The sequence below is a fragment of the Serratia rubidaea genome, assembly GCF_016026735.1.
GTDB classification, from domain to species: Bacteria; Pseudomonadota; Gammaproteobacteria; order Enterobacterales; family Enterobacteriaceae; genus Serratia_B; species Serratia_B rubidaea.
On the sequence record NZ_CP065640.1, the window covers coordinates 2,541,265 to 2,560,001 of the forward strand.

Sequence of the window (18,737 nt, forward strand, 5' to 3'; positions counted from 1 at the left end):
CTCCAGGAAAAATAGAGGTTAATCGTTGTCACGTTAGCCGCTTTAGCGGCGGCAATAAATAGCACGTCGGTAAAGCTGGCTGCAAATTTGTTACCAATTACGGCTGCGGCATCAGCATCACCAGCTTCAGCGCGCCGTTTTCCGCCGGGTGCAGGGTCAGCTGCCGGTAGCACACCAGGCCCCGATCCGCATGGTGGAAACTGCGCTCCCCGCCGGCGCGCGCCATCACGTCATGCTGTTGCCACCAATGGTTGAAATCCTCGCTGTGGTGCGTCATCTGGCGCACAAAAGCACGCATCGTCTCGCTGCTCTGGTGATGGCTGGTTTCCGCCCGGAATTCCGCCACCACGCGGCGGGCGCGATCCGGCCAGTCATCAACCAGGGTTTTCGCCAGCGGATGGAAGAACATAAAGTGCAGCAGATTCGGCTGGCTTTCCTGGCCCAGCCAGCCGGCAAACAGCGCCTGCGCTTCGGCGTTCCAGGCCAGCACATTCCAGGTTATGTCCAGCAGATAGCAGGGAACCGTTACCGCGTTTACGCTGTGCAACAGCAGCTGGTTGACGCCGTCCTGCTGCGGCGTCTGCTGCGGGTCGGCCACGCGCGCCAGGGTAAACAGGTAGTGGCGCTCCGCATGGCCCAGACGCAGCGCCTTGGCGATGCGCGCCAGCGTATGCGGGGAAATCGACACTTCGCGCCCCTGCTCAATCCAGGTATACCAGGTGGCGCTGATGCCGCTGATTTGCGCCAGCTCTTCCCGCCGCAGGCCGCTGGTGCGGCGGCGCGGTGAACTGGGCAGGCCGATCATCTCCGGCGTGATGCGTTCCCGGTGGGCGCGCAGGAATGCGCCTAAGGCCTTCGGGCCTGACAAGGCTTCTGATGTCATAGCATGGTACCTTCTTATACCAGGATAAATGCTTATATTGTACCCGTATAGTAAGCAGATTATAGTCGCTGACAGTGATTCACAACCCGTCAGGAGCCGTTATGAGCAATAACAATCACCATGATGTCGTCGACCGCCAGTTTGGCGCGCAGGCAAACGCCTATTTAACCAGCGCGGTGCATGCGCAGGGCAATGATTTGCAACGGCTGGGCCAGCTGCTGGCGGCGTACCCGCAGGCGCGGGTGCTGGATCTGGGCTGCGGCGCCGGGCACGCCAGTTTTACCGCGGCCGCGCAGGTGGCGCAGGTGGTGGCCTACGACCTGTCGGCGCAGATGCTGGCGGTAGTGGCGCAGGCGGCGCAGGCGCGGGGGCTGGACAATATTCAGACGCAGCAGGGCATGGCGGAGACGCTGCCCTTTGCCGACGGTGAATTTGACCTGGTGATTAGCCGCTATTCGGCGCACCACTGGCACGATGTCGGACAGGCGCTGCGTGAAGTGAAGCGGGTGCTGAAGCCGGGCGGCCGGGCGATCATGATGGATGTGGTTTCGCCGGGGCACCCGTTGCTGGATATCTATCTGCAGACCGTTGAGGCGCTGCGTGATACCTCGCACGTGCGCAACTACGCGCCGGGTGAGTGGACAGGTATGCTGACGGCGGCAGGGCTGCTGGTGGAAGAGGTCACCGCCGACCGTCTGCCGCTGGAGTTCGGCAGCTGGGTGGCGCGGATGCGTACGCCGGAGACGCTGGTGGCCGCCATCCGGGAATTCCAGCGGAGTATGTCCGAAGAGGTGGTCAGGCACTTCGCCATTCAGCCGGACGGAACCTTTACCAGCGATATTATGATGCTGGTGGCGCGACGCGGTTAAAAAAATAAGGCTGCCGGTGATGGCAGCCTTACGCGTATTTGTCATTTATACCCTAAATACTTCGAGTTACAGCCAACGCACCTGCAGCTTGAAGTAGGACGGGTATACACCGACGGATTAACGTCGTGCTTATTGCTTCTCTTCCAGCAGGCAGCGGTAAATCAGGCCGCCGATAATACCGCCGGCAAGCGGCACCAGCCAGAATACCCACAGCTGTTCCAGCGCCCAGGTTCCCTGGAAAATCGCGACGCCGGTACTACGCGCCGGGTTGACCGAGGTATTGGTGACCGGAATGCTGATCAGGTGAATCAGGGTCAGCGCCAGACCGATGGCCAGCGGCGCGAAACCTGCCGGTGCGCGTTTGTCCGTGGCGCCGTGGATAATAATCAGGAAGAAGGCGGTTAATAATAATTCAATCACGATCGCCGCCTGCAGGGAATAACCGCCCGGCGAATGTTCGCCGAAGCCGTTGGAGGCCAGACCGCTGGCGGTGGCATCGAAATCCGCTTTACCGCTGGCAATAAAATACAGCGCGGCGGCAGCGGCAATAGCGCCGATGACTTGAGCAATGATATACGGGATAACGTCTTTTGCCGGGAAACGGCCGCCGGCAAATAAGCCTACGGTGACCGCCGGGTTAAAGTGTCCGCCGGAAATATGGCCAACGGCATAAGCCATGGTGACAACGGTTAAACCAAATGCCAGCGCCACGCCGGCAAAACCGATGCCTAATTCAGGAAAGGCTGCAGCTAATACGGCACTGCCGCAACCGCCAAACACCAACCAAAATGTGCCAAAAAATTCGGCAAAGAATCGCTTTAACATAGACTCCATCCTATCGGGATAGCTAACGGCTGTTAGCACTAAAAACTATAGAACACCTTTTTAATTTGTCGCGGACGTTTTGACCATTTTCTTTATGGGTATTTAAACGCGCGCGCTATTAAATCTCCGCCGTGCGCTTTTGTCCATGTAAAAAATAGGATTACGGCCATTAACCCGTAATTGTCATTCTTTACGCTGAGAAATACTCAGACTATTCCCTGTGGTTGATGGTTAAATCTCCGCGTGCGGCGTCAGGGGGGATAAAAATCGTATTGTGGAAAGCAGATCAATACACCCGGCGAATTCAGCCGGCAGAATAGTCGCCCAGATAATAAAAAACCGACGAAGGATAATAATATGTATAAAAAGGGTGACGTTTTTTACCATATTGGCCTGAAGGAAGGGGACGTCGGGCGTTATGTGCTGCTGCCGGGGGACCCGTTCCGCACCGATACCATTGCGCAGAGCCTGGATAATCCGCGGTTGGTGGCCCATCAGCGCGAGCATAAAACCTGGACGGGGACGTTAAACGGCGAAAAGGTGTCGGTCACCTCAACCGGTATGGGCTGTCCGTCGACGGCTATCGCCGTTGAAGAGTTGATCGCCGCCGGGGCCGATACTTTTATCCGCGTCGGCACCGCCGGCCGGGTGGCCGCGCCGGCGCATGACGGCGGCGTTTCCGGCACGATCGTCACGGCGGCGATCCGCGATGAAGGCACCACTACGCAATATTTACCGATTGAATACCCGGCGGTTGCCGACCGGCGGGTGGTGCAGGCGCTGGCCGAGGCGGCGGACACGCTGGGCTACCGCTTCCTGGAGGGCATCACGCACTCGAAAGATTCGTTCTACACCCAGGTGTTCCCTGACGCGGTGCCGGCGGGCGAGCTGTGGCAGGCGCGGCAGAAAATCTGGCAGCGCGCCAACGTGATGTGTTCCGAGATGGAGTCGGCGGCTATTTTTGTTATTTCCTCGATTCGCGGCTGCCGCGCGTCCGGCGTGATGGCGTTCTCGGATGCGCCGGATCAGGCCGCCGAGGTGGCGAAGGCGATCGATACCGCCTGTGAAGCGATCAAGATTCTGATCGCGATGGATAAACAGTGCGGGAAATAACGCGGCGGCATCGCGCGTTCTGATACGCGCCGGTTACGCCGGCGCTTTTTGTCGCCGCCGCACGGCGATTAGGAATAGTCGCCGTTTTATTCACGCGCAGGCTGCGCTATGTTGGTTGTAGCGCAGCCTGCTGCGCGTCTCCGTTTATCTCCCGCTACAGATTCTCCTTAATCCTCTCACAATGATTGAGCTTCTTTACATTGCATGACGTCCGTTTTCATCGGGCGACAGATAATTAACGTTGCGATGAAATAAATAACCAATAAGCAACAGGAGCCATCATGAAATACCTTTATTCTTACCTCACAGCTGCACTGCTGGCCGGCGCATCATTTTCTGCGCTTGCCGCGCCGCTCAGCGTTACGGCGGTCAATAACCAGCAGGCTGCCGGCTTGCAGAGCCTGGGCGCGGTTTCGGTGTCCGGCGTGGCCGGCACGTCGGATGACGCGGTCAGGAAGCTGCAGGAAAAAGCCGCAGATCAGGGCGCTTCCCACTACCGCATTATCGGTCTCGACACGCCGGGGGATTCCAGCCTGTGGCGTGGCAATGCGGAAATCTACCGCTAAGCGCTAATGGCATGACAAGGCGGCGGTGAACGGGTCCGCAGCCGGCGATAGGGCGCCGGCTGGCCGATCGCGATCGCCGCCGTTTTTTTATTGCTGTTGCATTTTATTACAACTGTAGCGCCCGCTTTCGGAATGGTATTAATGAATCTTTAAGCTTTTCCGCCCAGATTAAGGGGTTCATGTTAAGGAGCCTCGAATGATCAATGCGACACGGCTGCAACTGAAACACCGCTTTTCCTATATCCAGCAGTTTATGGCCTCGCCGCGCACCGTCGGCACGCTGGCGCCATCCTCGCCCTGGCTGTGCCAGGCAATGCTGGATCAGATCGAATGGACCCGGACGCTGTCCATCGCCGAACTGGGCGCGGCCGACGGCGTGCTGACCAAGCGTATTATCGGCCGGATGCGCGCCGACGCCGGGTTGGACGCCTATGAAATCCAGCCGAACTTTGTCCGGCGGCTGCAGCAGATTGAGGAGCCGCGCCTGCAGGTGATGGCGCAGTCGGCGGAAAAGCTGGAGCGGGAGTACGATGTGATTTTCTCCTGCCTGCCGCTGCTGTCGATACCGCTCAGGATCAGCATGCGCATTCTGCAGCAGGCGCGGGAGAATCTGCAGGGGCGCAACGGCACGCTGGTGCTGTTCCAGTACAGCCACCTGTCGGAAAAGCTGCTGTCGCGCTATTTCCACTGGAAGAAGCAGCGCGTGGTGCGTAATTTCCCGCCGGCGCTGGTGTACGTCTGCACCCCGCGTTAAACGGCTGATTCGCTGCTGACGCCGCCACTTTTTTAACTTTTTAAACGCCGTTTCCTGCGGGTTTTCGGCGTTTTAGCCGGAAAACTGAAAAATCACGCTGTTTCACGCCATACCGCTGGCGAACGATTGAAACTGATAATGAGAGTGATTATCATGCGTGGATATTTTTCCTTTCCGGCACCATCATGCGTAAATCCTTTCTGTTGTTACTGGCTTCCCTGCTGTTTTCCGTGCTGTCCTGCGCCCAGGCGAAAACGGTGACGGATATTCTGGGCCGTCGCGTTGACGTGCCCGATAACCCGCAGCGCATCGTGCTGGGGGAAAGCCGCATGCTGTATACCCTGGCGCTGCTGGAGACGGGGGATCCGGCCCGGCGCGTGGTGGGCTGGCCGCGCGATCTGGCGCGCTATGACGCCCAGAGCTGGCAGCTGTACAGCCAGAAATTCCCGCATATGGCGCAGATCCCGACGATCAGCGGCGACAACTTTCGCCAGATCAACCCTGAGCGGCTGATCCAGCTGCGGCCGGATCTGGTGATCCTGGCGCGCTATGCGCGCGAGGACGGCGATCAGGCGCAGCTGGTGTCGGCCCTGGGCAAGGCCGGGATCCCGGTGGTGTATGTCGATCTGCGTATCGACCTGCTGCATAACACCGTGCCGAGCGTGCGCCTGCTGGGGGAACTGCTTAATCGTCAGGCGCGCGCCGAGGCGTTTATCACCTTCTATCAGCAGCATATGACGGCGGTCCGCGAGCGGCTGGCCGCCTATCACGGCGAACGGCCTAAAGTGATGCTGCATCTGCACCTTGGCCGGCGCGACACCTGCTGCACCACCGCCGCGCACGGCAACCTGGGAGATCTGGTGACCTTTGCTGGCGGCGAGAACATCGCCAACGCCAGCATCAAGGGCGTGTACGGCGAACTGAACCCGGAAACGCTGCTCACCGCCAACCCCGACGTGTATCTGGCCACCGGCATGGCCGGCGTGCAGGGCAAACGCTATTCCGATCTGCTGTTGGGGCCGCAGGTCAGCCGTCAGCAGGCGGACGACAGCTTCCGCCGCCTGATGCAACAACAACCGATGATCGCCGGGCTGAACGCGGTAAAAAACCAGCGGGCCTGGAGCATTTGGCACAACTTTTATCTCAGCCCGTACCACGTGGTGGCGGTCGAGATGTTTGCCAAGGCGTTTTATCCGCAGCTGTTTGCCGATCTCGATCCGCAACACACTTTTCAGCAGCTTTACCAGCAATTTTTGCCGCTGCCATTTTCAGGGACCTATTGGAGTCAGTTAACAGGTGAATAACTATCAACGCGGCTGGCTGTGCGCCATTCCGCTGGCGGCCGGCAGCGTATGGCCGGCCGTCGGGGCCGAAACCCCGAACGATAAATCAGAGACGATGCTGGTCATTGGCAGCGGTCGGACGCCGGCCGCCGAAAGTTATCAGCCGTTGACCAGCGTCACCGGCACCCGCAGCGAAACCAGCCTGCTGAACGTGCCGCAGGCGGTTGACGTGGTGCCGACGCAGGTGCTGACCGATCGGGCGGTCAGCAGCCTGGATGAGGCGCTGTACAACGTCAGCGGCATTACCCAGAGCAATACGTTGGGCGGTACGCAGGACGCGGTGATGAAGCGCGGCTTTGGCGACAACCGCGACGGCTCCATTCTGCGCGACGGCGTGCGTTCCGTTCAGGCGCGCAACTTTACCCCGACCACCGAACGGGTTGAGGTGCTGAAGGGGCCGGCGTCGATGCTGTACGGCATGGGCGAGCCGGGCGGCATGATCAATATGATCAGTAAAAAGCCGCAGCTGCAGCAGCATACGCACGTGGAAGGCTGGGGCAGCAGCTTCAAGGGCGGCGGCGGCCAGCTGGACGTGACCGGCCCGCTGGGCACCTCAGGCTTCGCCTATCGGATGATCGTCGACCATGATGAAACCGATTACTGGCGCAATTTCGGCCGCAACCGCCAGACGACCATCGCGCCGTCGCTGATGTGGTACGGCGAAAGCACCACGGTGCGCCTGGCGTATGAGCATATGGAGTACCTGACGCCGTTCGACCGCGGCACCATTATCGATTCGCGCACCGGCAAGCCGGTGAATACGCCGCGCGATCGCCGCTTCGATGAGGCCTACAACGCCACCCGCGGCGATCAGGACAGCGTGACGCTGCAGATCGATCAGGTGCTGAACGATCGCTGGAAAAGCTCGCTGACCTACGCCTATAACCGCAACAGCTACAGCGACAATCAGGCGCGCGCCACCAAGCTGGACCCGGAGAGCGGCACGCTGACGCGTCAGGCGGACGCTACCGCCCATGCGGTCAGCCATGCCAACGCGGTGCAGCTGACGCTGAACGGCGATGTGGACTGGGGGCGGATCAACCATCAGCTGCTGTTCGGCTTCGATTTTGAAGACAGCCGCACCTACCGCGGCGATATGATCCGCGGCAGCAAAAACAGCGATTTCAATATCTATGATCCGGTATACGGCCAGATGCCGCCTTCGACGGCGGTCAGCGCCAAAGACAGCGACCAGCGGGAAAACCTGACCAGCTATGGCTGGTTTATGCAAGATTCCGTGCAACTGACCGATAACTGGCTGCTGATGGGCGGGCTGCGCTACGATACGTTTGACGTGTATGCCGGCAAAGGGCGGCCGTTTAACGTCAATACCGACAGCTCGGACGCGAAACTGGTGCCGCGCGCCGGCGTGGTGTACAAGCTGACGCCGTACGTCTCGCTGTACGGCAGCTATACCGAGTCCTTTAAGCCTAACTCCTCCATCGCCACCCAGATTGGCTCGCTGCCGCCGGAGCAGGGGAAATCCTGGGAGATGGGCGGTAAGGTCGCCTTGCCGAACGGCATTACCGGCACGCTGGCGCTGTTTGATATCACCAAGCGCAACGTGATGGTCAGCGAGCTGGTGGACGGTGAAAGCGTCACCCGCACCGCCGGGCGCGTGCGGTCGCAGGGGGTCGAGCTGGACGTGGCCGGCAATATTACCGACAGCCTCAGCCTGATCGGCGCCTACGCCTATACCGACGCGCGGGTGGTGGATGACCCGGCTAACAAAGGCAAAGAGATGGCCAACGTGGCGCGCCACACCGCTTCGCTGTTCCTGACGCAGAATCTGGGGTCGACGGGGCTGTACAGCGGCGATGAGCTGCGCGTCGGCGCCGGGGCGCGCTATGTCGGCCGCCGGCCGGGCGATGCCGCCAACAGCTTCTATCTGGACAATTACACCGTGGCCGACGCCTTTGCCGCCTACAGCATGCCGCTGCACGGCTATCGGGTAAAATGGCAGCTGAACGTCAATAATCTGTTCGACAAAACCTATTACCCGTCCAGCGGCGGCAACCTGCGGGTAGCGGTCGGCGAACCCCGCGAGGTGGTGTTGCGCGCCAGCGTAGATTTTTAAACCGGCCCGACGGCCGGCGGTTAAGGAGAGTGTGATGAGCGTGACGATTCGTCTGGCGCAGCCTGCGGATATCGATGCGATGATGGCGGCGGAACGTTCGGCGGCGGCGCTGTTCCGCCAGCTGCCGCAGTGGGCGTTTATTGCCGATGACGACATTATGTCGGCGGCGCAGCATGCGGCGCTGATTGCCGAAGAGGGCGTATGGCTGGCGCAGGACGGCGCGGCGATCGCCGGTTTTATCGCCGTACGGCGCGACGGGACAGAGTGGCACATCGCCGAGCTGTCGGTGGCGGCCGAGCATCAGCGGCGCGGCATCGGACGCCGGCTGATCGTAGCGGTGGCCGACTGTGCCGGCCACCAGGGCGTCCGTCAGCTGACGCTGACCACGTTTCGCAACGTGCCGTGGAATGCGCCGTATTACCAGCGGCTGGGGTTTGAAATTATCCCCACGGTGGCGCTGTCGCCGCGTCTGCGCGAACAGATGGCCGTTGAGGCCGAGCACGGGCTGCCGCTTGGCAGCCGCTGTGCGATGAAATTTACACTGTTGTAAAGATTGAAATACACGCAGCGGGCGGTATGATGCACAACAGCACCGCCACTCAGTCACCGTATAGGGTACAGCCGTAATGACACAAACCATTTTCATGGTAGGCGCTCGTGGAGCAGGAAAAACTACCGTGGGGAGCGCGCTGGCGCAGGCGATGGACTATCGCTTTATTGATATCGATCTGTTTATGCATCAGACGACGCAGATGAGCGTCGCCGAGATCGTGGCCCAAGAGGGCTGGCAGGGATTTCGCCGCCGTGAAAGCCTCGCCCTGCAGGCGGTGACCAAACCGTCAACCATTATTGCCACCGGCGGCGGCGCGGTGCTGGCGGAGGAGAACCGCCGCTTTATGCGGCAGCACGGCACGGTGATCTACCTGCGCGCGCCGGCGGAAGTGCTGGCGCAGCGGCTGGAGGCGTTTCCGCAGGACGCGCAGCGCCCGACCCTGACCGGCCGGCCGATCGCCGAAGAGATGCTGGAGGTGCTGGCCGCGCGTGAAGCACTGTATCAGGAGACGGCGCACCATGTGCTGGACGCCGCGCAGGATCCGCACGGGGTGGTGGCGCAAATCCTGGAGATGCTGCGCCTGCAGGAGGCGGTGAAATAGACGCCGTTAGGCGGGCGGTGCGGCAAAATAGCCGCCGGGCGTGACGCCGAAATGGCGGCGGAAGGCGGCGATATAGGCGCTGACGTTGTCATAGCCGCAGTCGGCGGCGACGCTGGCGACCGGCGTCCCGCGCGACAGCGCTTCCAGCGAGCGAATGATGCGCGCCTGCTGACGCCAGCGGGCAAAGCCGATGCCGGTCTGCGCCATAAACAGCCGGCTGAGGCTGCGCACGCTGATGCCGGCCCAGCTGGCCCATTCGCTCTGCCGCCGCGTGCTGGCGGGGTCATCCAGCAGCGCGCGGGCGATCTTTAACAGCCGCGCATCCTGCGGCATCGGCAGCTGTAGCGCCGTTTCTTCTTCCCCCTGCATTTCATCCAACAACACCTGCACCATGCGTCGCTGCGGCGCCCGTAACGGCGACGGCGGCAAACCGGCGATGCGCGCCACCAGCGCCTGCGCCAGGCCGCTGGCGGCCAGCAGCCGCGCGTTGCCGGGCAGAGGGCGGCAGGTTGCCGGCGACAGAAACAGCAGCCATCCCTCCACCTGCCCGCAGGACTGCGCCTGATGGCGGCAGCGCGGCGGCAGCCAGCCGAGCGTGCCGGCGGTCATCGCCCACTGGCGCTGCTCGGTTTCCAGCGCGATAGCGCCGTGCGTCAGCAGGTAAATCTGCCCGTCATCATGCTGGTGCCAGGGGGTAAGGTGGCGGTTGGGGTGAGATAACGGTATGCCGTGCAGGATCATGATATTGGCCGATTAACGTTATATTTAGGCTTAATCAGGTTATCACGCCACGGGCTGCGCCGGCTAGAATTCAGCCTGATTCCTCTGACGGAGAGCCATAATGACGCAATTAACCCCGCAAGATATCGTGCTGCAGGCGCTGCAGCAGGTGGTGGCGCAGCCGCTGCATCAGCCGGCGGTGATCGCCGAGTTTTTCGCCGACGACTACCGGCAAACGGTGGACGGAAAATCGTTGGACTATCAGCAGTTCGTCAGCCATATGGCGTTGCTCAAGCAGATTACCCGGCGGATGACGCTACAGGTGCAGGCGCTGGCGGCGCAGGGAAACAGCGTGCTGAGCCATCACCGGGTCGAGGTGGAAAAATGCGACGGCGCGCGCAGCGAAATCCAGGTGATGGCGCATTTCACGCTGCGCGACGGCAAGATTATCGCCTGCGATGAACTGACGCGTCAGCTATCGGGCGAGCATGCCGATCGCGATCTCGGCGGCCGCTATTGAGCGACGGCGCATAACGATCGCATTTTAGCGGGAAAAGCAGTGACAGCCGCCGGGCGATGCCCCAATATGGAGTTTCCAATACGGATAACTACGCGGGTGCCAGTCTATGCTGAATGTAAGTGAGTATTTTGCCGGAAAAGTGAAATCGATCGGTTTTGACAGTAGCAGCATCGGTCGTACCAGCGTTGGGGTGATGGAAGAAGGGGAGTACACCTTCGGCACCAATCAGCCGGAAGAGATGACGGTGATTACCGGGGCGTTGCGGGTGCTGCTGCCGGGCGCGCCGGACTGGCAGGTGTTTATGCCGGGTGAGAAGTTCTTTGTGCCGGGCCACAGCGAGTTCAACGTGCAGGTGGCGGACGCCACGGCCTATTTGTGCCGCTATTTGAGCAAGTAGTAAGAGCAGGGCGCTGGCGACAGCGCCCTGGTTGTTTACGGGCTTAGCGCTGGGCTTCGCCGCCGAGGGCTTCGATCAGGTTCTGGATCAGCGCCGCCAGTTCGCTGGTCATCAGAATAAAGTCGGCGTCGAAACGCTGGGCGAAGTCGTCGCGGTCGATGTCGTCGTTCTGCTCGCGCAGCGCATCGGCAAACTTCAGGCGCTTGATAGAGCCGTCGTCGGCAATTACCAATTGAATACGCTCCTGCCAGTCGACCGCCAGCTTGGTCACCAGCTTGCCGGCCTCAATATGCACGGCGATCTCGTCGCTGATCAGGTTCTGTTTCTTGCAGCGGATTACGCCGCCCTCTTCCAGAATCGCCTTCAGCTCCGCTTCGTCCTGAATGGCGAAACCGGTCGGCAGTTCGCCGGAGCGCACCCATTCGGTCAGCGTCAGTTCGATCGGGCTTTCCATCGTCAGCGGCACCACCGGCAGCGAGCCGAGGCTTTTGCGCAGCAGCGCCAGGGTGTCTTCCGCGCGCTTGGCGCTGGCGGCGTCGACCATAATCAGGCCGTTGACGGTGTCGATCCACATAAAGGTCTGGTTAAAGCGGCTGAAGGCGCGCGGCAGCAGGCTGTGCAGCACTTCGTCCTTCAGCGCGTCCTTTTCGGTCTTCTTCAGCTTGCGGTGCTGTTCGCTTTCCAATTGGTCGATCTTCGCCTGCAGCGCCTGTTTGATCACCGGCGAGGGCAGGATCTTCTCTTCTTTACGCGCGCAGATGATAATCTGGCCGTTGACCACGTGCGTCAGCGCGTCGCTGTGCGAGCCCATTGGGGAGACCCAGCCGGTTTTCGCCATATCCTGACTGCCGCACGGCGTAAAGGAAAAGGCGCTGAGCTGTTTTTCCATTTCATCCGCATTTAGCGCAACGTCGCGGCTCAAACGGTAAACCATCAAATTCTTAAACCACAGCATAATGTTATCCCTGACTGGGCGTGCCGTTCGCACGCTGGTTCATCAAAAGCAGGGCGGCATGATACCCAATCGGCGCTGAAAAATCGCCTGCTTCCTCTGATTTGCGCGCGGATCCGTATTGCGGCACACTCGGTGGCAGCAAAAAACGATCGCGCCGTACAGAAGGAGAAAAGAGTGCGTATTGGCATTGATTTAGGGGGCACCAAGGTTGAAGTGATTGCGCTGGCGGACGACGGCAGCGAGCGGTTTCGTCACCGCATCGCCACGCCGCGCGATGACTATGCGCAGACGCTGCAGGCCATCGCCGGGCTGGTGCAGCTGGCGGAAACGCACACCGGCGAACGCGGCACGGTGGGCGTCGGCATCCCCGGCACGCTGTCGCCGTTTACCGGCCTGGTGAAAAACGCCAACTCCACCTGGCTGAACGGTAAACCGCTGGATAAAGATCTGTCGGCGCTGCTGCAGCGCGAGGTGCGGCTGGCGAATGACGCCAACTGCCTGGCGGTATCGGAAGCCACCGACGGCGCCGGCGCGGGCAAGGCGGTGGTGTTTGCGGTGATTATCGGCACCGGCTGCGGCGCCGGCGTGGCGATTAACGGCAAGGCGCACGCCGGCGGCAACGGCATCGCCGGCGAGTGGGGGCATAATTCGCTGCCCTGGCCGGATGAGGATGAACTGCGCTTTCGCGATGAAGTGCCCTGCTACTGCGGCAAGTCCGGCTGTATCGAAACCTTTATCTCCGGCACCGGCTTCGCCGCCGATTACGCGCGCCTGAGCGGCAACGCCCTGAAAGGGGAGGCGATCATGGCGCTGGCGGCGCAGCAGGATCCGATCGCCGAGCGGGCGATCGCCCGTTATGAGCAGCGCCTGGCGAAGTCGCTGGCGCATGCGGTTAATCTGTTCGATCCGGATGTGATCGTGCTGGGCGGCGGCATGAGCAACGTCGAACGGCTGTACCGGCAGGTACCGCAGAAGGTCAGCGAGTGGGTATTCGGCGGCGAGTTCGCCACGCCGATCCGTAAGGCGGTGCACGGTGATTCCAGCGGGGTGCGCGGCGCCGCCTGGCTGTGGCCGCAGCAGTAATGATCACCGGGGCGACGCCGCCCCGGCGTATACTTAACCCTCGACGCGGTACTGCGGCTCCAGCCGGCTGATGCCCAGTCCGTTGACCTTCTTCACTTTTATCTGCACCGGAATGCGCTCTTTCATCGCCTCAACGTGACTGATCACGCCGATGGTTTTGCCGGAGGCGTTAAGGCTGTCGAGCGCGTCCAGCGCGGTGTCCAGCGTCTCCGCATCCAGCGTACCGAAGCCCTCGTCGAGGAACAGCGAATCGATGCTGGTTTTATGGCTCACCAGATCGGACAGCGCCAACGCCAGCGCCAGGCTGACCAGGAAGCTTTCGCCGCCGGACAGCGTGCGGGTATCGCGCTGCGCGTCCGCCTGCCAGGTATCCACCACCAGCAGCTCCAGCGCATCGCTGTTTTTCCGCTGCAGCAGATAGCGGCCGTGCAGGCGGCTGAGCTGGTTGTTCGCCAGATAGACCAGGTGATCGAGCGTCAGCCCCTGGGCGAACTTGCGGAACTTGTCGCCTTCTTTTGAGCCGATCAGCTGGTTGAGATAGCTCCAGTCGTCATACTGCCGCTGGCTTTGGGCGATTTGCGCGAACAGCGCCTGCTGGTTGCCGCGGCGCTCGGCGTCGCTGGTGAGCTGGTTGCGCAGCTCGCCCTGACGCAGCTGCAGCGTCTTCAGCTGTTGCGTCAGCGCCTGCTGCTGCTGCGCCAGCGCCTCCAGATCGGCGTGCTCTTCATCCGCCTGCGGCGGGCGCTGCTGTCGGTGCTGCTCCAGCGCCTGCTCGGCCTGCGCCAGCAACGCGCGGGCTTCCACCTGACGCTGCTGCAGCTGCTCTTTCAACTGCTGTAGCTGCTGACGCTGCCCATCGTCCAGCAGGGCGGCCTGGAAGGCGGCGTCATCGGTAAATTCACTGGCGTCCAGCGCCTGCTGCCAGCGCTGCTGCGCCTGCTCGGCGCGCTGCGTTTGCTGCGCCAGCTGTTGCTGCAGCCCCGCCAACTGACCGTTCAGGCGTTCGCGCTGCTCCTGCGCCTGCTGCCAGCGTTCGGCGGCCTGCTGGCTGGCCAGTTCGCAGGCCGCCTGCCGGACGCGCAGCTGTTCGCGCGCCTGCGCCACCTGCTGCTCGCCAAACAGCGCCTGCCGCTGCCGTTGTTGGGCGACAAGCTGCTCCTCGTTGTCCTGCCACTGCTGCTGCAGACGCTGTTGCTGCTGCCGGGCGTCGGCATACTGTTTGTCCAGCAGCGTCAGGCGTTCATTCAGCAGCGCCGTCTGCTGCTGCGCCTGTTGCTGCGCGCTCTGCAGCGCGCTCAGCGCGTCTTTGGCCTGCTGTACCGCCTGTGCCGCCTGCTCATGTCGGCTGAGGTGCTGCTGGCCTTCCCGCTCTTCGCGGTCGCAGTCGCTTAGCCACTGCTGCAGGCGTTCGCTCTCCTGCAAATCGAAATCAAACGCCAGTTCGGCGGTCAGGGCGCTCCAGCGCTGCCGGTGGGCCGCCAGCTGCTGCTCGTCCTGCTCCAGCGCCTGCTGCTGGCGCTGTTGTTGTTGCTGCAGGCCGTCGTGACGGGCGCGCAGTTCGACGCCGCTTTTATACAGCGTCTCGGTCTGCTGGCGTAGTTCATCAAGACGCCGGGCGCTGGCCGACGGGTTGAGCGTCTGGTACTCGGTGACGGCCGGATGTTCGGTGGAGCCGCACAGCGGGCAGGGCGCGCCGGTCTGCAGCCGGGCGCGTTCGGCTTCCAGGCTGACGATGCGCTGCTCAAGCTCGAGGGTTTTTTCCACCTCCGCCTGCAAGGTTTTATGTTGCTGATACTGCTGTCTGGCCTGCTCTAACTGCGGCGCCAGCTGTTGCAATTGTTGCTGACCGGCGAGCAGTTCCTGCCGCTGCTGCGTCAGCCGCTGGTCGAGCTGCTGCGCCAGCGACGACAGGGTCGCCAGCTGTTGGCGCGTCGGGCGCAGATCGCTCAGCTGCTGCTGGCGCTGGCGCAGGGCGGCCAGCGGCGTTTCGGCCTCCAGCGCGCTCTGTTGCTGCTGCTGCGCGGCGAGCGCCTGGGTCAGGGCGCTCAGCTGCGTCTGATGCTGTTCGGCCTGCGTCGCCAGCTGGGCGCGTTCGGCGCGCAGCGCCTCCAGCGTCTGTTGTTGTTGCCCGCACTGGCGCACGGCCTCGTCGCGGTTCTGCTGCAGTTCAGCGCGGCTTTTGCTCAGTTGTGCGATCTGGTGATCGAGCGGCAGCACCTGTTCGTCGATCAGCTGCTGCTGTTGCTGGCGGTGCTCCGCCTGTTTCTGCTGTTCGGCGCGCACCTGCTCCAGCGCCTGCTGCAGCGGCGCCAGCTGTGCGGTCTGTTGCTGTAGCTGCTGGTCGAGCCGGGTCAGCTGCTGCTGCGACGCCTGCAGCTCATCGCGGCAGCGCTGGCGCTCATTGTGCAGCGGACGCAGCCGCTCGGCGGGTTCGCTGCGCGCCAGCGTCTGCAGCTGCGGTTCGGCCTGTTCCTGCTCCTGCTGCAGCACCTGTAAGCGCTGCTGGCCCTGCTGTCGCTGCTGTTGCAGGCGCTGCCACTGCTGCAGCCAGCCCAGCGTCTGCCGCTGCTGTTCATCGCGCTGATTAAGCGTTGTCTCTTCCTGACGCAGCGCCTCGAGCTGCGTGTCCAGCTGCTGGCGCTGTTCGTCACTCAGCAGCTCAATGCCGCTGGCGCGCTGGTGCAGCGCGTCCAGCTCCAGTTTGGCCTGTTTATGCTGTTCGAACACCCGCTCGGACAGCCGGCCGTAGATTTCGGTGCCGGTTAACTCCTCCAGCAGCTCGGCGCGGTCGTTGGCGTCGGCGTTGAGGAAGGCGGCGAACTGCCCCTGCGACAGCATCATCGATTTGGTAAAGCGGCCGAAGTCGAGGCCGGTGATGGCGGCGACCGCCTCCAGTTTGTCGCGCACCTTGTCGGCGACGATCTTGCCGTCCGCCAGCAGCGCCAGTTCGACCTTCGGCGCCTGCAGATTGCCGTTCGGATCGTTTTTGGCCCGGCGCTGGCTCCAGAAGGCGCGGTAGCCGACGCCCTTGACCTCGAACTCCACCTCGGCCAGCGATTCGGCGGTGTGGCGCGTCATCAGATCGTTCTGGCTGGGGGAGACGTGCAGCCGCGGCGTCTGGTGATACAGCGCCAGACAGACGGCGTCGAGCAGGGTGGTTTTACCGGCGCCGGTCGGGCCGGTGATGGCGAACAGGCCGTTGCTGGCGAACGGCTCGGCGCTGAAGTCTATTTTCCACTCGCCCTGCAGCGAGTTGAGGTTTTTCAGCCGCAGGCTCAGAATTTTCATGCCGATGGCTCCTCATCCTGCAGCGCGTTCACCGTCTGGCGGAACATGTCGCGCATCCGGCCGCGCCGCGCCTCTTCCAGTTCGCTTTCCTGCGCCAGCCGGCGTTCAAACACCTCGTCCACGCTCAGTTCGTTCAACGTCTCTTTATCCTGTTGCTCAATGGCCTGACGGCGCTGCTCCTTGCTGCGCCGCAGCAGCACCACTTCCACCGGCAGGTTATCTGCCAGCGCCTGGATACGGCGCTGAATATCGCTGAGATAATCCTGCGTCGCCACCTCAATATCCAGCCATACCGGCAGCTCGCCCTGATAATCGGCAAACTGCTGCAGCTGCCGTTCGATCTGCGCCAGATCGCCCTTGATCAGCTGCATCGGCTGGAAGAGCGGGACGGGCAGCGGGGTGACCTGCTGCAGCCCGCCGTCGGCGAAGTCGACCATAAACACGCTTTTGGCGTTGCCCAGCTCGTCAAAGCTGAGCGGGATCGGCGAGCCGCTGTAGCGGATATGCTCGCTTTTGGCCACCTGCTGCGCCCGGTGGATATGCCCCAGGGCGATATAGTCCGCCGGCGGAAAGGCCTGCGCCGGGAAGGCGTCCAGCGTGCCGATATAGATATCGCGCACCGAATCCGAGGTGGTGACGCCGACGGTGGTCAGGTGGCCGGTGGCGACGATCGGCAGCGTCAGGCCGAGCGCCTCGCGCTGCGCGCAGGCCGCCTGATACAGCGCCTGATAATGGTCGGCGATGGCTTCCTGCAGCGCCTGCTGCTTCTGCGTGCCGGATTCGCCGGCGCGGCTGGTCAGCAAATCGCGCGGACGCAGGAACGGGATGGCGCACAGCAGCGCGCCGGGCTGGCCGTCGCGTCGATTAAGCGTCACGATCTGCTGCCCGGCGTCGGGCTGCGCGTTGGCGATCACGGTGGTATTCAGACAGGAGAGCAGCTCGCGGGATTCATTCAGCGTCGCCACGGAGTCGTGGTTGCCGCCCAGCACCACCAGCTGGCAGCCGGTCTGCTGCAGTTCCACCACAAAGCGGTTGTACAGTTCGCGCGCGTAGCTCGGCGGCGAACCGGTATCAAACAGGTCGCCGGCGACGATCAACGCGTCCACCTGGTGCTGTTCGATCTGCGCAATCAGCCAGCGCAGAAATGCCTGATGCTCGGCGGCGCGGCTTTTGGTGAAAAAGTACTGACCCAAATGCCAGTCAGAGGTGTGTATCAGGCGCATGACTCTCCCGGGAATAGGCCGCCGTTTGGCCGGGGCGAAACGCGGCGGCGGTAAAACGTTGACGATGATTATACGGGTTGGCGGGTAAAAATATGCTATTTCTATCTATTCCGGCGGTTACGCGCCCGCCATGGTAAGAATCATTTATATTGTGAATGTTACTGAGTGGTTAATTTCATAAATCTGTCACAAAACTGACGCATAATGGCGCCCGCAAACAAATTGTGAACGCTAACACATTGGCAGGATTGACGATGGCAAGACGCATACTGGTGGTGGAAGACGAAGCGCCGATTCGCGAGATGGTGTGCTTTGTGTTGGAACAGAATGGTTACCAACCGTTGGAAGCCGAAGATTATGACAGTGCCGTAACGCGCCTGTCTGAGCCGTTCCCCGATTTAGTGTTGCTGGACTGGATGTTACCCGGCGGTTCCGGCATTCAATTTATCAAACATATGAAGCGCGAAGCGCTGACCCGCGACATTCCGGTGATGATGCTGACGGCGCGCGGCGAAGAGGAAGACCGGGTGCGCGGCCTGGAAGTCGGCGCCGACGATTACATCACCAAACCGTTCTCACCGAAGGAGCTGGTGGCGCGCATCAAGGCGGTGATGCGCCGTATTTCACCGATGGCGGTGGAAGAGGTGATCGAGATGCAGGGGCTGAGTCTCGACCCGTCATCGCACCGGGTGATGGCCAATGAACAGCCGCTGGATATGGGGCCCACCGAATTCAAACTGCTGCATTTCTTTATGACCCACCCGGAGCGCGTTTACAGCCGCGAACAGTTGCTTAATCACGTCTGGGGCACTAACGTTTATGTGGAAGACCGCACCGTTGATGTGCATATCCGCCGGCTGCGCAAGGCGTTGGAGAGCAGTGGTCATGACAAAATGGTTCAAACCGTTCGCGGCACAGGTTACCGCTTTTCAACGCGCTATTAACCGCGCCGCGTCGGAGAGCATGC

The 18,737-nt window shown here is 61.8% G+C and carries 18 protein-coding genes; 12 read left to right on the forward strand and 6 right to left on the reverse strand.

What is annotated here, in order from left to right; translation table 11 throughout:
* Window positions 1-97: 97 nt before the first annotated feature.
* On the reverse strand, window positions 98-883 hold the full coding sequence (locus tag I6G83_RS11805; protein WP_054306560.1) for a helix-turn-helix transcriptional regulator: 786 nt from the start codon (window positions 881-883) through the stop codon (window positions 98-100).
* 101 nt (window positions 884-984) lie between these two features.
* On the opposite strand from I6G83_RS11805, the gene I6G83_RS11810 reads away from it, so the two are divergent.
* On the forward strand, window positions 985-1,752 hold the full coding sequence (locus I6G83_RS11810; RefSeq protein ID WP_054306561.1) for a class I SAM-dependent methyltransferase: 768 nt from the start codon (window positions 985-987) through the stop codon (window positions 1,750-1,752).
* Window positions 1,753-1,881: 129 nt separating this feature from the next.
* On the opposite strand, the gene aqpZ is transcribed toward I6G83_RS11810, so the two are convergent.
* Complete coding sequence (gene aqpZ / locus I6G83_RS11815; RefSeq protein ID WP_054306562.1) at window positions 1,882-2,577, reverse strand: aquaporin Z; 696 nt, start codon at window positions 2,575-2,577, stop codon at window positions 1,882-1,884.
* Between the two features lie 357 nt (window positions 2,578-2,934).
* Between aqpZ and I6G83_RS11820 the strand changes: the two genes are divergently transcribed.
* The 7 genes from I6G83_RS11820 to aroL all read left to right on the forward strand — a co-directional run bounded on the left by I6G83_RS11820 (window position 2,935) and on the right by aroL (window position 9,584).
* Window positions 2,935-3,690, forward strand: coding sequence for a nucleoside phosphorylase (locus I6G83_RS11820; RefSeq protein WP_054306563.1), 756 nt, complete (start codon window positions 2,935-2,937; stop codon window positions 3,688-3,690).
* 281 nt (window positions 3,691-3,971) lie between these two features.
* Window positions 3,972-4,256, forward strand: coding sequence for a YdgH/BhsA/McbA family protein (locus I6G83_RS11825; RefSeq protein WP_054306564.1), 285 nt, complete (start codon window positions 3,972-3,974; stop codon window positions 4,254-4,256).
* A gap of 196 nt (window positions 4,257-4,452) precedes the next feature.
* Entirely contained in the window at window positions 4,453-5,010 is a 558-nt protein-coding gene (locus I6G83_RS11830; RefSeq protein ID WP_054306565.1) for a class I SAM-dependent methyltransferase, read from the forward strand.
* A 185-nt stretch (window positions 5,011-5,195) separates the two neighbouring features.
* Window positions 5,196-6,314 carry an ABC transporter substrate-binding protein gene (locus tag I6G83_RS11835; RefSeq protein ID WP_054306566.1) on the forward strand — a complete coding sequence of 373 codons (1,119 nt, stop codon included), beginning with the start codon at window positions 5,196-5,198 and terminating at the stop codon, window positions 6,312-6,314.
* Window positions 6,307-8,430 (forward strand): TonB-dependent siderophore receptor, encoded by a 2,124-nt coding sequence (locus I6G83_RS11840; protein WP_054306567.1) that lies wholly within the window; start codon window positions 6,307-6,309, stop codon window positions 8,428-8,430. Before I6G83_RS11835 ends, I6G83_RS11840 begins: the two co-directional genes overlap by 8 nt.
* A gap of 34 nt (window positions 8,431-8,464) precedes the next feature.
* Entirely contained in the window at window positions 8,465-8,980 is a 516-nt protein-coding gene (locus I6G83_RS11845) for a GNAT family N-acetyltransferase (protein WP_054306568.1), read from the forward strand.
* A gap of 76 nt (window positions 8,981-9,056) precedes the next feature.
* Complete coding sequence (gene aroL / locus I6G83_RS11850) at window positions 9,057-9,584, forward strand: shikimate kinase AroL (RefSeq protein ID WP_054306569.1); 528 nt, start codon at window positions 9,057-9,059, stop codon at window positions 9,582-9,584.
* Between the two features lie 6 nt (window positions 9,585-9,590).
* Here aroL and I6G83_RS11855 read toward each other — a convergent pair whose 3' ends face one another.
* Window positions 9,591-10,325, reverse strand: a complete 735-nt coding sequence (locus I6G83_RS11855; RefSeq protein ID WP_128144309.1) for a helix-turn-helix domain-containing protein — start codon at window positions 10,323-10,325, stop codon at window positions 9,591-9,593.
* A 100-nt stretch (window positions 10,326-10,425) separates the two neighbouring features.
* Between I6G83_RS11855 and I6G83_RS11860 the strand changes: the two genes are divergently transcribed.
* Both I6G83_RS11860 and ppnP read left to right on the forward strand, forming a co-directional pair.
* Window positions 10,426-10,824, forward strand: a complete 399-nt coding sequence (locus I6G83_RS11860) for a nuclear transport factor 2 family protein (protein WP_054306571.1) — start codon at window positions 10,426-10,428, stop codon at window positions 10,822-10,824.
* 106 nt (window positions 10,825-10,930) lie between these two features.
* Window positions 10,931-11,221 carry a pyrimidine/purine nucleoside phosphorylase gene (ppnP, locus tag I6G83_RS11865; protein ID WP_015671143.1) on the forward strand — a complete coding sequence of 97 codons (291 nt, stop codon included), beginning with the start codon at window positions 10,931-10,933 and terminating at the stop codon, window positions 11,219-11,221.
* Window positions 11,222-11,264: 43 nt separating this feature from the next.
* Here the strand turns inward: ppnP and rdgC are convergent, their stop codons facing one another.
* Window positions 11,265-12,176 (reverse strand): recombination-associated protein RdgC, encoded by a 912-nt coding sequence (gene rdgC, locus I6G83_RS11870; protein WP_054306572.1) that lies wholly within the window; start codon window positions 12,174-12,176, stop codon window positions 11,265-11,267.
* A 174-nt stretch (window positions 12,177-12,350) separates the two neighbouring features.
* On the opposite strand from rdgC, the gene mak reads away from it, so the two are divergent.
* The gene (gene mak / locus I6G83_RS11875; protein ID WP_054306573.1) at window positions 12,351-13,259 is read left to right on the forward strand and encodes a fructokinase; all 909 of its coding nucleotides are present in this window, start codon (window positions 12,351-12,353) and stop codon (window positions 13,257-13,259) included.
* A 33-nt stretch (window positions 13,260-13,292) separates the two neighbouring features.
* Here mak and sbcC read toward each other — a convergent pair whose 3' ends face one another.
* Complete coding sequence (sbcC, locus tag I6G83_RS11880; RefSeq protein WP_062779212.1) at window positions 13,293-16,547, reverse strand: exonuclease subunit SbcC; 3,255 nt, start codon at window positions 16,545-16,547, stop codon at window positions 13,293-13,295.
* Window positions 16,544-17,770, reverse strand: coding sequence for an exonuclease subunit SbcD (gene sbcD, locus I6G83_RS11885; protein ID WP_054306851.1), 1,227 nt, complete (start codon window positions 17,768-17,770; stop codon window positions 16,544-16,546). Before sbcD ends, sbcC begins: the two co-directional genes overlap by 4 nt.
* 254 nt (window positions 17,771-18,024) lie before the next feature.
* Between sbcD and phoB the strand changes: the two genes are divergently transcribed.
* On the forward strand, window positions 18,025-18,714 hold the full coding sequence (phoB, locus tag I6G83_RS11890; RefSeq protein ID WP_015671148.1) for a phosphate response regulator transcription factor PhoB: 690 nt from the start codon (window positions 18,025-18,027) through the stop codon (window positions 18,712-18,714).
* Window positions 18,715-18,737: the final 23 nt, after the last annotated feature.

Bases quoted from the DNA above. Each gene is read 5' to 3' on its own strand.
- I6G83_RS11805 (WP_054306560.1), bottom strand. From the start codon at position 883: ATGACATCAGAAGCCTTGTCAGGCCCGAAGGCCTTAGGCGCATTCCTG.
- I6G83_RS11810 (WP_054306561.1), top strand. From the start codon at position 985: ATGAGCAATAACAATCACCATGATGTCGTCGACCGCCAGTTTGGCGCG.
- aqpZ (WP_054306562.1), bottom strand. From the start codon at position 2,577: ATGTTAAAGCGATTCTTTGCCGAATTTTTTGGCACATTTTGGTTGGTG.
- I6G83_RS11820 (WP_054306563.1), top strand. From the start codon at position 2,935: ATGTATAAAAAGGGTGACGTTTTTTACCATATTGGCCTGAAGGAAGGG.
- I6G83_RS11825 (WP_054306564.1), top strand. From the start codon at position 3,972: ATGAAATACCTTTATTCTTACCTCACAGCTGCACTGCTGGCCGGCGCA.
- I6G83_RS11830 (WP_054306565.1), top strand. From the start codon at position 4,453: ATGATCAATGCGACACGGCTGCAACTGAAACACCGCTTTTCCTATATC.
- I6G83_RS11835 (WP_054306566.1), top strand. From the start codon at position 5,196: ATGCGTAAATCCTTTCTGTTGTTACTGGCTTCCCTGCTGTTTTCCGTG.
- I6G83_RS11845 (WP_054306568.1), top strand. From the start codon at position 8,465: ATGAGCGTGACGATTCGTCTGGCGCAGCCTGCGGATATCGATGCGATG.
- aroL (WP_054306569.1), top strand. From the start codon at position 9,057: ATGACACAAACCATTTTCATGGTAGGCGCTCGTGGAGCAGGAAAAACT.
- I6G83_RS11855 (WP_128144309.1), bottom strand. From the start codon at position 10,325: ATGATCCTGCACGGCATACCGTTATCTCACCCCAACCGCCACCTTACC.
- I6G83_RS11860 (WP_054306571.1), top strand. From the start codon at position 10,426: ATGACGCAATTAACCCCGCAAGATATCGTGCTGCAGGCGCTGCAGCAG.
- ppnP (WP_015671143.1), top strand. From the start codon at position 10,931: ATGCTGAATGTAAGTGAGTATTTTGCCGGAAAAGTGAAATCGATCGGT.
- rdgC (WP_054306572.1), bottom strand. From the start codon at position 12,176: ATGCTGTGGTTTAAGAATTTGATGGTTTACCGTTTGAGCCGCGACGTT.
- sbcC (WP_062779212.1), bottom strand. From the start codon at position 16,547: ATGAAAATTCTGAGCCTGCGGCTGAAAAACCTCAACTCGCTGCAGGGC.
- sbcD (WP_054306851.1), bottom strand. From the start codon at position 17,770: ATGCGCCTGATACACACCTCTGACTGGCATTTGGGTCAGTACTTTTTC.
- phoB (WP_015671148.1), top strand. From the start codon at position 18,025: ATGGCAAGACGCATACTGGTGGTGGAAGACGAAGCGCCGATTCGCGAG.